We start from the raw sequence: 13,659 nt of genomic DNA, 5'->3' as shown, positions 1-13,659 counted from the left end.
AGAAGCTATGCCGGCAAATATGAACCACTATGACGCAGCCATCCGGATCTGTGTGGATCAGGTGACGGACGGGCGTATCTGCGGCCGGGTCGTGAGCCGCCGCCTGCTGCGTCCCTTTTCCTTTTCCGATATCGGCGGACTTCTGCTCCAACTGGAGGAAGTGCTGGATACACAGAATTTTCCCCAGGCCTTTGAGCGCACCCGTACCTTCTGCCCCGGACGGGGAGAGGGGTGCAGCGACTTGGTCGCCAAAGATCTGAACAGCGGCATGTCCCGGGAAGAGGTGGAGGCCGCCCGGGGCGAAGCAGCCACCTTTCAGCTGTATGTCATCACCCGGCGGAATACCACCTGGCAGGGATTTCTGTACTGGCTGGATGGGACGCCGCGGCAGGAGTATGCCAGCGTACTGGAGCTCATCAAATGTGTGGATGAACGGTTGAGCGGAAAAGCGTAATAGAGAGCAGCCCGCCGGGCCCGGTTTTTCCGGGTGCCCGGCGGGATTTTTGCAGCCAGAAAAGAAAAAGTGTGCGACCAAGTTCCCGATGAAGCGGCGTAATTTGACAAATGTCGCGGTTGACGATCGTGGAATTGGGGGAAATGTGTGGAAAAATGGCAGTTCCGTGGGAAAATTGCGAACGATTTTTCTTTCCGTGCCGTAGGAAATACAATATAATTGCATTGGAAGTGATCTGATATAAGGAGGGGAAGGCGCAAGATGAGGGAATTGTACGTCGGGCAGCGCACTGAGGAGGGTGAGGACGGTCAAAAGTACTGCTTCGACTATTACATCTTGGTGGACCAAATGTGTGTGAGTGATGGGTTCGCCTGTGAAAGCTACGGCGTAAAGATCGCGGCTGCGGATGGAAGTGAGGGAGCACAGCTCCCCCATGTCACCGTAAGCGTTTCCCGCATTGATGAATTAATGGAACTCCTGCTGCGCAACACGGTAACTCCTTCCACCCTGCGAGATGTGGTCCTGGATTGGCTCGCATAAGCATGGATACCGGAGGCCGGATCGATGATCCGGCCTCCGGTATTTTTATGGAAACAGGGTGTGCAAAGGGAAAGAAGCAAGGTTGACAGTTGATGGGAAAACGGGGTAAAATGTCAACATATGTGTGGGCGTTGTGCCCAAAAGAGGCAAGGAGGAAACGGATGTGAAAGAGAGAGAGACCTTTGCGTCCCGGCTGGGCTTTGTGCTCATCTCAGCCGGGTGCGCCATTGGCCTGGGAAATGTGTGGCGCTTCCCCTATATTGTGGGACAGTATGGCGGCGCAGCCTTCGTGCTGATCTACCTGGCCTTCCTGGTGGTGATGGGTCTGCCCATCATGGCCATGGAGTTCGCGGTGGGACGAGCCAGCCGGAAGAGTGTGATCGTCTCCTTCCAGCAGCTGGAGCCCAAGGGCAGCAAGTGGCACTGGTACGGCTGGTTCGGTATGGCGGGCAACTACCTGCTCATGATGTTCTATACCACCATTGCCGGCTGGCTTCTGCTGTATTTCTGCAAGATGGTGCTGGGCCGCTTTGAGGGCCTGGATACCGCCGGTGTGGCGGATGCCTATGGACAGATGGTGGCCACCCCTGGCATCCAGCTGCTCTTTATGGCCATTGTGGTGGTGCTGGGCATGCTGGTGTGCAGCCGGGGACTGCAAAATGGCGTGGAGAAGATCAACAAGGCCATGATGCTCTGCCTGCTGGCGCTCTTGGTGGTGCTGGCGGTGCGCGCCGTCACCCTTCCCGGGGCGATAGAGGGCCTGAAGTTCTATCTGGTGCCCAATTTCCACAACCTGATGTACGACGGCGAGGGGAACTTCCGCCTGTTCCGTGCCATCTATGACGCTATGGGTCAGGCCTTCTTTACCCTGAGCCTGGGCATCGGCGCCATGGCCATCTTCGGCAGCTACATCGGCAAGGAGCGCCGCCTGTTCGGCGAGGCCATCAGCGTGGGTATCCTGGATACCTGTGTGGCCTTCATCTCGGGTCTGATCATCTTCCCCTCGGCCTTTGCCTTCGGGGTGCAGCCCGACGCGGGCCCCAATCTGATCTTTGTCACCCTACCCAATGTCTTTAACGCCATGCCCGGCGGCCGGCTGTGGGGCGCCATGTTCTTTGTGTTCCTCTTCTTTGCGGCCCTCTCCACCGTGACGGCGGTCTTTGAGAACATTCTGGCCTGCTGGATGGACAAGTGGGCCATTTCCCGGCGCAAGGCGGTGCTGGCCAACCTGGTGCTCATCTTCCTGCTGAGCCTGCCCTGCCTGCTGGGCAACAACCTGTGGAGCGGCGTGAAGGTGCTGGGCATGGGAATCATGGACCTGGAGGATTTCCTGGTCAGCAACAATCTGCTGCCTCTGGGCTCGGTGGTCTATCTGCTCTTCTGCTGTGTCTCCGACAAATACGGCTGGGGCTATGAGAACTTCCTGAAGGAGGCCAACCAGGGTGAGGGCGCCCGCTTCCCCGGAAAGCTACGCGTTTACTTTACCTTTGTCCTTCCCGTGATCGTGCTCATCATCTTCTTCATGGGCTACTGGGATAAGTTTGCACCCAAGGGCTGATTGCCTGTATCCCCGGAAATAGGGATTGACAGAAGGTTTCGTTAGTCCTACAATAAAACACGCAAGGGAGCTCCCGCGAGGGGGCTGAGAGGAGGGGCGAGTCCCTCGACCTTACCTGATGTGGGTAATGCCAACGTAGGGACGCGGCACAGACTTCGTGCGGTTCTCCTTCGTACGGAGGAGCATAGAGAAACGCTTGAGGCGGGATGTCCCAACTGGGACATCCCGCCTTTTTTGGTCTGCCCCACAGAAATCCAAACGAAAAAAGGAGAGGCAAGCAGATGAGACGAGTTTTGACTATCGCGGGCAGTGATTCCAGCGGCGGCGCCGGGATCCAGGCCGACCTGAAGACTATGACCTGCCTGGGGGTGTATGGCATGAGCGCCATCACCGCCCTGACGGCCCAGAATACCACCGGCGTGCGGGAGGTATTGGAGGCGACCCCGGCTTTTGTGGGCGCACAGCTGGACTGCGTGTTTGAGGATATCCGGCCCGATGCGGTAAAGATCGGCATGGTCTCCAACGCCGACATCATCCGCGTCATTGCCGCTAAGCTGCGGGAATACCGGGCAGAGCGTATTGTGGTGGACCCGGTGATGGTGGCCACCAGCGGCAGCGCGCTCATGCAGGACACTGCCCTCACTGCGCTGATGGAGGAGCTCTTCCCCCTGGCGGCGGTGATCACGCCCAATCTCCCCGAGACCCAGCGGCTGTGCGGCTTTGCGGTGGAGAGCGAAGCGGACATGCTCCGTGCCGCCCGCACCATTGGAGAGCGGCTCCCCGGGGGCGTACTGGTCAAGGGCGGCCATCGGAGCGATACGGCGGACGATCTCCTCTGGTGGAAGGGCGAGGCCATCTGGTTCCGCTCCCCCCGGGTGGACAATCCCAACAACCACGGCTCGGGCTGCACCCTCTCCTCCGCCATCGCCTCCTTCTTGGCCCTGGGGGAGGAGCTGCCCGAGGCAGTGCGGAAGGGCAAGGCCTATATTACCGCCGCCATGGAGGCCCAGCTGGATCTGGGCCAGGGCAGCGGCCCGCTCAAGCACAACTACGCCATTGCAGAAGGAGGAAGCGTACAATGAACGCAAGCATTGCCATTCAGGTCCTGCCCAAGGTGATGGAGCAGGAGGAGACCCGGCGGATCGTGGACGAGGTCATCGCCTATCTGGCCTCCACAGGGCTGCACTATGTGGTGGGGCCCTTCGAGACCACGCTGGAGGGCGATCTGGAGGAGCTTCTGGACATCGTCAAACAGTGCTGCCGCATCTGCGTGGAAGCCGGTGCCCCCAGCGTGATGAGCTATGTGAAGATCAGCTATAAGCCCGACGGCGTGTGGACCATCGACGACAAGACGGGCAAATATCAGAATCGTTGAGGAGGCTGCCGAAATGAAAGTGACTGCGGATACCCATACCATGACCCGTGCCAACAGCCTTTCCGTGCGCCGGATGGTACTGGCCGCCATGCTGGCGGGCCTGGGCTTTGTACTCTCCACCTTTGTCTACTTCCCCTCCATGGCGCCCTTCCAGCACTTCTGCAACATCCTGGGCGCGGTGTTCCTGGGACCCTGGTACGGCTTTGCGGCGGCCCTGCTCACGGGACTGCTGCGGATGCTCACCGGGCGGACCATCCAGGCGGTGGTGGGCGCCGTGTTCGGCGCGTTCCTCTCGGGGCTGCTCTATCAGAAGACCCAGAAGCTGTGGATGGGCTATGTGGGTGAGGTCATCGGCACCGGCTTTATCAGCGCCATGGTGGCCTATCCCCTGATGAAGCAGTTCTACGGACTGGACGCCCAGTCCCCCTTCTTCTACATCCCGGCTTACCTGCCCTCCTCCGCTGTGGGCGGCTTGATGGGCTGCGCCGTTATCCTGCTCCTCAAGCGTTCCGGTGCACTGGATCGGATGCTGGAGCAGCTCAAGCGCTGAGGTGAAGCATGGAGAGAACGGAACTTGCCTCCTGCCTGGGGGCGGTGCGGGAGCGTACCCCCTTGGTCCAGTGCATTACCAATTTTGTGACCGTCAACGACTGCGCCAATATCCTGCTGGCCGCCGGCGGCTCTCCCACCATGGCCCACGACATCCGTGAGGTGGAGGAGGCCGTAGCGGGGGTCCAGGCCCTGGTCCTGAACCTGGGCGCCATCGGGGATGTGGAGGCCATGCTCCTGGCCGGAAAGCGGGCCAACCAGCTGGGCATCCCGGTGGTGCTGGACCCGGTGGCGGCGGGGGTCACCTCCCTGCGGCGGGAGGCCTGCCGCCGCCTCCTCGCCGAGCTGCGCTTCACCGTGATCCGGGGCAATGCCTCCGAGATCCGCGCCCTGGCCCTGGGCGCAGAGGGCGGGAGCGGCGTGGATGTGTCGGCCGGCGACGCGGTCACCGAGGAGAATCTCTCCCGGGGCGTGGAGCTGTGCCGCCGTCTGGCGGAGTCTACGGGGGCGGTGACCGCCCTCTCGGGCCAGGTGGACATCCTGTCCGACGGAACACAGACCGTTCTGATCCGGGGCGGCGTGCCCACCATGAGCCGGGTGACGGGGAGCGGGTGTATGCTCACCGCCCTGCTGGGGGCCTTCTGCGGGGCCAACCCGGAGCGCCCGCTGGCGGCAGCGGCTGCCGCCGTGGCTGCCATGGATCTGGCGGGAGAGCGGGCCGAGGCCCGCCGCCTCCAAAACGGCACCGGAAACGCCACCTTCCGCACCGATCTGATCGACGCGGTGTTCAATCTGACCGAGGACGAACTGAGAGAAGGAGTACGCTATGAAATTTACCAGGGATGAGATCCGCAGCGCCATGCTGCTCTATGCCGTGACCGACCGGAGCTGGCTGGGGGAGCGCACCCTCCCCGAGGTGACCGAGGAGGTGCTGCGCAGCGGCGCCACCTTCCTACAGGTCCGGGAGAAGGGGATGGACCACGACGCCTTTCTGGCTGAGGCCGAGATCCTCAAAGAGCAGGCCGGGCGCTATCACGTGCCCTTTGTGGTCAACGACTCCATTGAAGTGGCCCTGGAGTGCGATGCCGACGGCGTCCATGTGGGCCAGAGCGACATCGTAGGCAAGGATGTGCGCGCCATGATCGGCCCGGATAAGATCCTGGGCATCTCGGCCAACACGGTGGAGACCGCCCTGGCCGCCCAGCAGGCGGGGGCCGACTACATCGGCGTGGGCGCGGTCTTCGGTACCACCACCAAGAAGGACGCCAAGAGCCTGACGGTGGAGGCGCTGCGGGCCATCTGCGACGCGGTGGACATCCCCGTGGTGGCCATCGGCGGCATCAGCGCGGACAACCTCCTCCAGCTCCAGGGGAGCGGGGTGGACGGCGTGGCCGTGGTCTCCGCCATCTTTGCCCAGCCTGATCCCGGCGCGGCCACCGCCCATCTGCGCACCCTGGCCGAGGAGCTGGTGGCGGACCATGGATAAGGGCTTTTGCATTTTCGACATGGACGGCACCCTGGTGGACTCCATGGGATACTGGCGGCGATTGGGCCGGGATTATCTGGAACAGCGGGGCGTTTCTCCTACGGCGGAGCAGTTGGCCCCCATCGGCCCCATGACCATGCTGGAGTCGGCTGCCTATTTTATGGAGACCTTCCACATCCCGGGCCCGCCTGCGGCCATTGTGGAGGAGATGCACGCCGTCATGGAGGACCACTACCGCCGGGACATCCCCCTCAAAGCGGGCGTGAAGGCGTATCTGGAGGGACTCCGGGACCGGGGGGTCCGCCTCTGTGTGGCCACCGCCACGGCTGAGCCCCTCTCCCACGCCTGCCTGGAGCGGCTGGAGGTGGACGGATGCTTTGACTTCCTCCTCAGCTGCGAGACCCTGGGAGTAGGCAAGTCCCGACCGGACATCTATCTGGAGGCCGCCCGCCGTCTGGGGGCGGCGCCGGGTGAGATCGCCGTCTTTGAGGATGCGCTCTACGCCGTACGCACCGCCCGGGAGGCGGGATTTTACGTGGTGGGCGTGGCCGAGGAGGCCTACGCCGGGGACTGGCCCCAGGTGTGCGCCCTCGCCCATGAGACCATCACCGATTGGAGGAACTGCGTTCTATGACTGTGACCCAGCGTCTTTATGAGGCCGCCCGACCCATTTGGGAGGCCTGCCATGCCCATCCCTTTGTCACCGGGATCGGGGACGGCACCCTGGAGGTGGAAAAATTCCGGTACTTCCTGCTCCAGGACTATCTGTACCTCTTTGATTACGCCCGCGTCTTTGCCTGGGGCGTGGTAAAGGCCCGCAGCCCCGAGCTGATGCGCTTTTTTTCGGCCAACGTGGACGCCATCCTGGGGGGCGAGATGAAGATCCACCGGGCCTACATGGCCCGCCTGGGCATCACGGAGGAGCAGGTCTTCGCGGTGCGTCCCGCTCTGCCCAACCTCTCCTACACCAATTACATGCTCTCGGCTGCCGCCGCGGGCGGTCCGGCAGAGATCGTGGCCGCCATTCTGGCCTGCTCCTGGAGCTATGCGGAGATCGGAACACGTCTGGCCGCCCGGCCCGGCGCGCTGGAGCACCCCTTCTACGGTGAGTGGGTCCAGGGTTATTCCTCGGAGGAGTATCAGGAGACCAACCGCGCCCTGGTGGAGCGGATGGACGCCCTGGCAGCAGGGTGCAGTGAGGAGGAGTACCGCCGGCTGGAGGAGATCTTTGTGGCGTGCAGCCGGTATGAGCTGGGCTTCTGGGAGATGGCATGGAAACTGGAAGCATGAGCGCGCTGGCCTTTGAGGAGGTCTCCTACCAGTACCCCAGCGAGGATTTTGACATCATCGACCGTCTCTCCTTTCAGGTGGAGCCCGGTTCCTTCCACTGCATCATCGGGGCCAGCGGCTGCGGAAAGAGCACCATCTTCCGTATGACCAACGGTCTGCTTGCCCCCAAGGGCGGGACCATCCGGGTAGACGGCACGCCCATTGCCGGACGCAAGGGCTACTGCGGCTATATGCCCCAGAAGGACCTGCTCTTCCCCTGGCGGAGCGTGGGGGAGAATGTGGCCCTTCCCCTGGAGATCCAGGGCGGGTACAGCCGGAAGGAGCGGCGGGAGCGGGCGGAGGAGGCACTGGCCGATGTGGGCCTGCCCGGCTGCGGGGATAAGATGCCCCAGGAGCTCTCCGGGGGGATGCGCCAGCGGGCTGCCTTTGCCCGCACCATGCTCACGGGCAGCGACCTCCTCCTTCTGGACGAGCCCTTCTCGGCGCTGGACTTCCTGACCCGCATCTCCATGCAGGAGTGGCTCCTGGACCAGTGGCGGCGGCACCACAAGACCATCCTCTTTATTACCCACGATGTGGAGGAGGCCCTCTTCCTCTCCCAGAGTGTGCTGGTGGTGGAGTCCACCCCCATCCGTGCCCTGACTGAGATCCCGGTGCCCGCCTCCGATCCCCGGGACCGGTCCTGCCTGAAGGACCCGGCCATGGTGGAGCTGAAAGAGCAGCTCATTGCGCTGCTGAGAAAGCAGGTGGCGGTATGAAACGTGCGTGCAGGACCAATCTTCCGGCCCTGATCTTTCTCTTTGCCCTGCTGTTGCTGTGGCAGGCGGGGGCCATGGGACTGGATGCGGCCTATATCCTCCCCTCTCCCGTTCAGATCCTCCAGACGCTGTGGGAGCTGCGGGGGCCCCTCTTTACGGTCCATCTGCCCGCCACCATGGGAGTGACCGCCATCGGACTTGCCATCTCCCTGGTGCTGGGCCTGGCTCTGGCGGTGGCCATGGACGCCAGCGCCCTGGTGCGCCGGATGCTCTATCCCCTGGTGGTGATCTCCCAGACCATCCCCACCACCGCCATTGCCCCCCTCTTCGTGCTGTGGTTTGGGTATGGGATCTGGAGCAAGGTGCTGGTGACCGTGCTCATCACCTTTTTCCCCATCACCATCACGGTGTATGACGGCCTGCGCTCGGCCCAGACCGAGATGGCCGAGCTTCTCCTCACCTACGGGGCCACCCGGCGGGATATCTTTCTGCGCATCAAGGTGCCCTGTGCCCTGCCCTACTTCTTCTCCGCAGTGAAGATGGCCGTGCCCATGAGCGTTATCGGCGCGGCCATCGGCGAGTGGCTGGGAGCCAAGAGCGGGCTGGGCTATTTCTCCCGGCGGATGATGACCCAGCTCAACGGCGCGGGGGTCTTTGCCCCCATCGTGCTGCTCTCCCTGGCCGCCATGCTGGCGGTGGGGGTGGTGGCTCTGCTGGAAAAGAAGATCGTCCGCTGGCGGGGCGAATCCTGAGACACAGAAAGGAAATGGAACCATGAGACGACGCAAACTGGCCCTGGGCCTGAGCGCCCTGCTGCTGTGGAGCGGCACGGGCTGCGGGGCCCAGGGAGAGACTCCCGCCCCCTCTGCCGGCGGGGAAGAACTGGAGACTGTGGATGTGGTGCTGGACTGGTACCCCAACGCAGTCCACGCCTTCCTCTACGAGGCGGAGGAAAAGGGATATTTTGCCCAGGAGGGCCTGCAGGTGAACATCCTCTTCCCCTCCAACACCAGCGACCCTCTCACCATGACGGCGGCGGGCAAGGCCGACATCGGTTTTTACTACCAGGAAGACACCATCATCGCCAAGGCCAACGAGGACGTGCCTGTGAAGGTGCTGGGCGCGGTGGTGCAGGAGCCGGTGGCCGTGGTCTGCTCCCTGGCGGAGCAGGGGATCCACAGCGCCTCCGATCTGGTGGGTAAGACCATCGGCTACTCGGGCACCCGCTTCGGCGAGGTGGCGGTGGAGCAGATGCTCCAGAGCGTGGGGGCGTCCCTGGAGGACGTGGAGATGATCGACGTGGGCTTCGATCTGATGAGCGCCATGACCACCGGCAATGTGGACGCCACCTATGGGTGCTTCCTCAACCACGAGATCCCTGCCCTGGAGGAGCAGGGCTTCCCCATGGATGTGATGAAGGTCACCGACTACGGGGTGCCCAACTATTACTCCCTGATGCTGGTCACCGGAGAGAAACAGCTGGAGGAGAAGCGGGACACCTACACCCGCTTCCTGCGGGCCTGTGAGAAGGGCTTTGCCGACATGCAGGCCGACCCGGAGGAGGCCCTCCAGCTGCTGTTGGCCAATCAGGACGAGGAGAACTTCCCCCTCACCGAGTCGGTGGAGCGCAAGAGCTTTGATGTGCTCCTGCCCCTGATGGACCGGGAAGGCGGCGCCTTCCTCTCCCAGGACGAGGCAGTCTGGCAGGAGAACATCGACTGGCTCCAGTCGGTGGGCATGATCCAGGAGGGCTTTGACCCGGCGGAGGTCATGGTGGACCTCCTGGGCGAATAGGAGCGGCCATGGACGAGCGGGAAAAGCAAACTCTCCTCCATCTGGCCCTGACCGGGGCGGAGGAGGTTCTTCCACGGCAGCTTACTCTCCTGGGTGAACTGTGTGTTCAGGACAGCGGCACCGGCCTGGAGGCGGGAAACGAGGCGGTGCGGCAGCTTCTGCGTCCCCTGTTGGAGGAACTGGGAGCACAGATCGAGGAGGTTCCGGCCCCCGGCCTTGGAAAGCATCTGGTGGCCCGGGTGCGGCCGGAGGGACCGGCCCAGGGCCGTGTCCTCCTGGCGGCCCATCTGGACACGGTGTTCGGACTGGGCGCGGCGGCGGAACACCCCTTCCATGTGGAGGGGGACTGGGCCTGGGGATTGGGCGCGGGAGACTGCAAGAGCGGGGTGCTCATCTCCCTGTTCGGCGCCCTGATCCTGCAAAAGGCGGGTTTGCTCCCGCCCTGGGAATTGACATACCTCTTTACCTGTGACGAGGAGACCGGCTCTCAGTCCGGCCGGGAGCTCTACCGCCGGGAGGCGGCGGGAGCCGACTGCGCCCTGGTCTTTGAGGGTGGAAGGGAGCGGGAGGGACAGCCCTGCTTTGTCACCGGCCGCCGGGGCGTGATCCTGGGCTCCATCCAGGTGGAGGGCCGGGAGGCCCACGCCGGGAAGGCCTATCTGGAGGGGCGCAGCGCGGTGCTGGAGTTGGCCCATCAGATCATCCGGCTCTATGGGTTCAACGACCTGGAGCGGGGGATCTATTTCAATGTGGCCCCCATCTCAGGCGGCCGCCCCAACGGTGTGGTGGCCGGAGAGGCCCGGGGAGAGTTCTGCTGTGCGGGCATTCCGGAGAACCGGGACTTTGCCGCCATCCAGGAAAAGCTGGATGCCATGGCGGGACAGGTCACGGTAGATGGGTGCAGGGTGAAGGTGGAGTACCGCACCCTCTTCCCCGCCATGGAGCCGGGGGAGGCCAACCACCGGGCCTGGACGCTCCTGGAGGAGCCCTGCCGCCTTCTGGGCCTCACCGCCCGGGAGATCAGCGATCCCTCCGCCACCGACGCGGCCTACCTGAGCACCTTCGGGGTGCCCACGGTGGACGCCCTCTCCGCCCTGGCCGAGGATATCCACACCACCCGGGAGCGGGTGTCCATCCCCTCCATTCGCCAGCGCACCGCCCTGTGCGCGCTGACCCTGGGGCTGCTGCCCCGGCAGAAGGGGGCGCTCCGGAACCCCTGCGCGTAAAAATGGAGGGAAAACAGAATATATTCGCAAAAATGATTGACAATACAAAGAGGCATTGATATACTATTAGAGCCGCTTTGACTGGGTTTGCAAGCGGAAGCGGGGTCCCCCCTCTTCCCGCCCCTGAGAGCGAGTCCGTTATGAAGGAGTGAAATCAGAATGCAGGCAATCATTGTGACCGGCGGCAAGCAGTACAAGGTGGCGGAGGGCGATACCATTTTCGTCGAGAAGCTGCCCAACGAGGCTGGCGACGCCATCGTGTTTGATCAGGTCCTGGCTGTCATCGACGGCGAGAAGGCTACTTTCGGCACCCCCGTGGTGGCTGGCGCCAAGGTGGACGCTTCCGTGGTGAAGAACGGCAAGGGCAAGAAGATCATGGTCTTCAAGTACAAGCCCAAGAAGGGCTATCACAAGCGCCAGGGTCATCGTCAGCCCTACACCAAGGTGACCATCGGCAAGATCTCCGTGTAATCCGGATATGACTACCATATCCTTTCGCATGGAAGGCGACCGCGTGGTGGGCTTTACCGCCCAGGGCCACAGCGGCTACGCTGAAGCGGGAAGCGACATCGTCTGCGCGGCGGTGACCAGCGCCATCCGCATGACAGAGTGCGCCGTCAACGACGTGCTCGGTCTGGAGGCCTCGGTCAAGGTCCGGGAGGACAGCGTTTCCCTTCGGCTCCCCGGCGGCCTGAGCCAGAGCAACGAGAGCACCTGTCAGACCCTTCTGACAGCGCTGATGCTCTACCTCACCGAGCTGCACGAGGAGTATCCGCAACACATTCTCGTGGTGGAGGAGGACTGACCTTCTCCATCGCGCATCATCGACACACATGTCTGGAGGTGTACGACAATGCTGAAAATCGGTCTTCAGTTCTTCGCCCACAAGAAGGGCGTCGGCTCCACCCGTAACGGCCGTGATTCCGAGTCCAAGCGTCTCGGCGTCAAGCGCGGCGACGGTCAGTTCGTTCTGGCTGGCAACATCCTCGTCCGTCAGCGCGGCACCCACATCCACCCCGGCGTCAATGTGGGCAAGGGCAGCGACGATACTCTGTTCGCTCTGAAGGACGGCAAGGTCAAGTTCGAGCGTCTGGGTAAGGATCGCAAGCAGGTCTCCATCGTGGAGATCGCCCAGTAACAATCGGGTATGAGAGAGCCTCGGACGGAAACCGTTCGGGGCTCTTTTTGTAAGATAGGACCGTGGGCGCACAATGTGCGCCCCTACCGAAGAGAAACCGTGTAGGGGCGGACATTGTCCGCCCACTGATAGAACAGGAGGATTTTACGATGCCTCAATTTATTGATACCGCGAAGATCACCGTCCGCTCCGGCAACGGCGGAAACGGCGCGGTGGCCTTCCACCGGGAGAAGTATGTGGCGGCCGGCGGACCTGACGGCGGCGACGGCGGCCGGGGCGGCAACATCATCCTTCAGGTGGACGGGCATATGTCCACGCTGATGGACTTCCGCTACAAGAGAAAGTACAGCGCCGGAAACGGCATGGACGGCTCCGGCAAGCGCTGCACCGGCAAGGACGGCGAGGACCTCATCATCAAGGTCCCCCGCGGCACCGTGGTCCGGGACGCTGAGACCCGGGAGATTATCTGCGATATGTCCGGGGACGAGCCCTTTGTGCTGGCCCGGGGCGGCAAGGGCGGCTGGGGCAACAAGCATTTTGCCACCCCCACCCGCCAGGTGCCCAACTTTGCCAAGGCTGGCCTGCCCGGTCAGACCCGGGACGTGATTCTGGAGCTCAAGCTCCTGGCCGATGTGGGCCTGGTGGGATTCCCCAACGTGGGCAAGTCCACCCTCCTCTCGGTGGTGTCCAAGGCCCAACCCAAGATCGCAAACTACCACTTTACCACCCTCTTCCCCAACCTGGGTGTGGTGTATGTGGACGAGGGGGTGTCCTTCATCCTGGCCGATATCCCCGGCATCATCGAGGGCGCCAGTGAGGGCGCCGGCCTGGGCCATGATTTCCTGCGGCATGTGGACCGCTGCCGCCTGCTCATCCACGTGGTGGATGTGTCGGGCAGCGAGGGCCGTGACCCGGTGGCCGACTTCGAGGCCATCCAGGCCGAGCTCCAGGAGTACTCCCCCGAGCTGGCCTCCCGCCGGATGATCGTGGCGGGCAACAAGGTGGACATCGCCGCCGACCGTACCGGCCTGGAGGCCCTCAAGGCCCATGTGGAGGGGCTGGGCATGCCCTTCTTTGAGATCTCGGCGGCTGCCCACCAGGGCACCCGGGAGCTGATGTTCGCCGCAGCCAAGGAGCTGCAGGACCTGCCCCCCATCACGGTCTATGAGCCCACCTATGTGGAGCGGCCCACCCAGGTGGATACCAGCGCGCCGCTGGACATCCGCCATGAGGACGACACCTGGATCGTGGAGGGCCCCTGGCTCCAGCGCCTGATGGCCAACACCAACTTCGGGGACTTCGAGTCCAGAAGCTGGTTTGACAAGATGCTCCGCCAGTCCGGCCTCTATGACCGGCTGGAGGAGATGGGGATTCAGGACGGGGATATCGTCTCCCTCTACAACCTGGAATTTGAATATCAGAAATAAAAAACGGAGCCGGGCGGCATTTGCCGCCCGGCTCCATCTATGACAGGTCCGTATCTGGGGAAAG

The 13,659-nt window shown here is 63.1% G+C and carries 18 protein-coding genes and 1 riboswitch; all 18 genes read left to right on the top strand.

Annotated elements, in window-relative coordinates; translation table 11 throughout:
• The first annotated feature begins 7 nt into the window (after positions 1-7).
• The 18 genes from GPK94_RS14650 (at position 8) to obgE (ending at position 13,595) form a co-directional block, all read left to right on the top strand.
• Positions 8-454, top strand: a complete 447-nt coding sequence (locus GPK94_RS14650) for a hypothetical protein (RefSeq protein WP_215656147.1) — start codon at positions 8-10, stop codon at positions 452-454.
• 261 nt (positions 455-715) lie between these two features.
• Positions 716-994 (top strand): DUF6514 family protein, encoded by a 279-nt coding sequence (locus GPK94_RS14645; RefSeq protein WP_101692361.1) that lies wholly within the window; start codon positions 716-718, stop codon positions 992-994.
• 163 nt (positions 995-1,157) lie between these two features.
• Positions 1,158-2,552 (top strand): sodium-dependent transporter, encoded by a 1,395-nt coding sequence (locus tag GPK94_RS14640; RefSeq protein WP_101692360.1) that lies wholly within the window; start codon positions 1,158-1,160, stop codon positions 2,550-2,552.
• A 53-nt stretch (positions 2,553-2,605) separates the two neighbouring features.
• Positions 2,606-2,712: riboswitch (TPP riboswitch) on the top strand.
• 121 nt (positions 2,713-2,833) lie between these two features.
• Positions 2,834-3,634, top strand: coding sequence for a bifunctional hydroxymethylpyrimidine kinase/phosphomethylpyrimidine kinase (gene thiD / locus GPK94_RS14635; RefSeq protein WP_215656146.1), 801 nt, complete (start codon positions 2,834-2,836; stop codon positions 3,632-3,634).
• Complete coding sequence (locus GPK94_RS14630; RefSeq protein ID WP_101692358.1) at positions 3,631-3,927, top strand: thiamine-binding protein; 297 nt, start codon at positions 3,631-3,633, stop codon at positions 3,925-3,927. Before thiD ends, GPK94_RS14630 begins: the two co-directional genes overlap by 4 nt.
• A 13-nt stretch (positions 3,928-3,940) precedes the next feature.
• Positions 3,941-4,477 carry an energy coupling factor transporter S component ThiW gene (gene thiW, locus GPK94_RS14625; RefSeq protein ID WP_186963119.1) on the top strand — a complete coding sequence of 179 codons (537 nt, stop codon included), beginning with the start codon at positions 3,941-3,943 and terminating at the stop codon, positions 4,475-4,477.
• An 8-nt stretch (positions 4,478-4,485) separates the two neighbouring features.
• A complete protein-coding gene (thiM, locus tag GPK94_RS14620) occupies positions 4,486-5,322 on the top strand; it encodes a hydroxyethylthiazole kinase (RefSeq protein ID WP_186963118.1) in 837 nt (278 codons plus the stop codon).
• Complete coding sequence (thiE, locus tag GPK94_RS14615) at positions 5,303-5,962, top strand: thiamine phosphate synthase (protein WP_195278837.1); 660 nt, start codon at positions 5,303-5,305, stop codon at positions 5,960-5,962. The genes thiM and thiE overlap by 20 nt, the downstream gene beginning before the upstream one ends.
• The gene (locus GPK94_RS14610; RefSeq protein ID WP_215656145.1) at positions 5,955-6,596 is read left to right on the top strand and encodes an HAD family phosphatase; all 642 of its coding nucleotides are present in this window, start codon (positions 5,955-5,957) and stop codon (positions 6,594-6,596) included. Before thiE ends, GPK94_RS14610 begins: the two co-directional genes overlap by 8 nt.
• A complete protein-coding gene (tenA, locus tag GPK94_RS14605) occupies positions 6,593-7,252 on the top strand; it encodes a thiaminase II (protein ID WP_186963116.1) in 660 nt (219 codons plus the stop codon). Before GPK94_RS14610 ends, tenA begins: the two co-directional genes overlap by 4 nt.
• A complete protein-coding gene (locus GPK94_RS14600; RefSeq protein ID WP_235964112.1) occupies positions 7,234-8,010 on the top strand; it encodes an ABC transporter ATP-binding protein in 777 nt (258 codons plus the stop codon). Before tenA ends, GPK94_RS14600 begins: the two co-directional genes overlap by 19 nt.
• Positions 8,007-8,762 carry an ABC transporter permease gene (locus GPK94_RS14595; RefSeq protein WP_101692351.1) on the top strand — a complete coding sequence of 252 codons (756 nt, stop codon included), beginning with the start codon at positions 8,007-8,009 and terminating at the stop codon, positions 8,760-8,762. Before GPK94_RS14600 ends, GPK94_RS14595 begins: the two co-directional genes overlap by 4 nt.
• Positions 8,763-8,784: 22 nt before the next feature.
• A complete protein-coding gene (locus tag GPK94_RS14590) occupies positions 8,785-9,804 on the top strand; it encodes an ABC transporter substrate-binding protein (protein WP_215656144.1) in 1,020 nt (339 codons plus the stop codon).
• 8 nt (positions 9,805-9,812) lie between these two features.
• Complete coding sequence (locus GPK94_RS14585) at positions 9,813-11,030, top strand: M20/M25/M40 family metallo-hydrolase (RefSeq protein WP_215656143.1); 1,218 nt, start codon at positions 9,813-9,815, stop codon at positions 11,028-11,030.
• A gap of 159 nt (positions 11,031-11,189) precedes the next feature.
• Positions 11,190-11,501, top strand: coding sequence for a 50S ribosomal protein L21 (gene rplU, locus GPK94_RS14580; RefSeq protein WP_101692348.1), 312 nt, complete (start codon positions 11,190-11,192; stop codon positions 11,499-11,501).
• Between the two features lie 7 nt (positions 11,502-11,508).
• A complete protein-coding gene (locus tag GPK94_RS14575; RefSeq protein WP_186963114.1) occupies positions 11,509-11,835 on the top strand; it encodes a ribosomal-processing cysteine protease Prp in 327 nt (108 codons plus the stop codon).
• 48 nt (positions 11,836-11,883) lie between these two features.
• Positions 11,884-12,168 (top strand): 50S ribosomal protein L27, encoded by a 285-nt coding sequence (gene rpmA / locus GPK94_RS14570; protein WP_101692346.1) that lies wholly within the window; start codon positions 11,884-11,886, stop codon positions 12,166-12,168.
• Positions 12,169-12,317: 149 nt separating this feature from the next.
• Positions 12,318-13,595 (top strand): GTPase ObgE, encoded by a 1,278-nt coding sequence (gene obgE, locus GPK94_RS14565; RefSeq protein WP_101692345.1) that lies wholly within the window; start codon positions 12,318-12,320, stop codon positions 13,593-13,595.
• Positions 13,596-13,659: the final 64 nt, after the last annotated feature.

It is taken from the genome of Pseudoflavonifractor sp. MCC625, from assembly GCF_018784545.1.
GTDB classification, from domain to species: domain Bacteria; phylum Bacillota; class Clostridia; order Oscillospirales; family Oscillospiraceae; genus Pseudoflavonifractor_A; species Pseudoflavonifractor_A gallinarum.
Note: the sequence above shows the minus strand (reverse complement) of the source record. Positions and strands in the feature narration are given on the sequence as shown.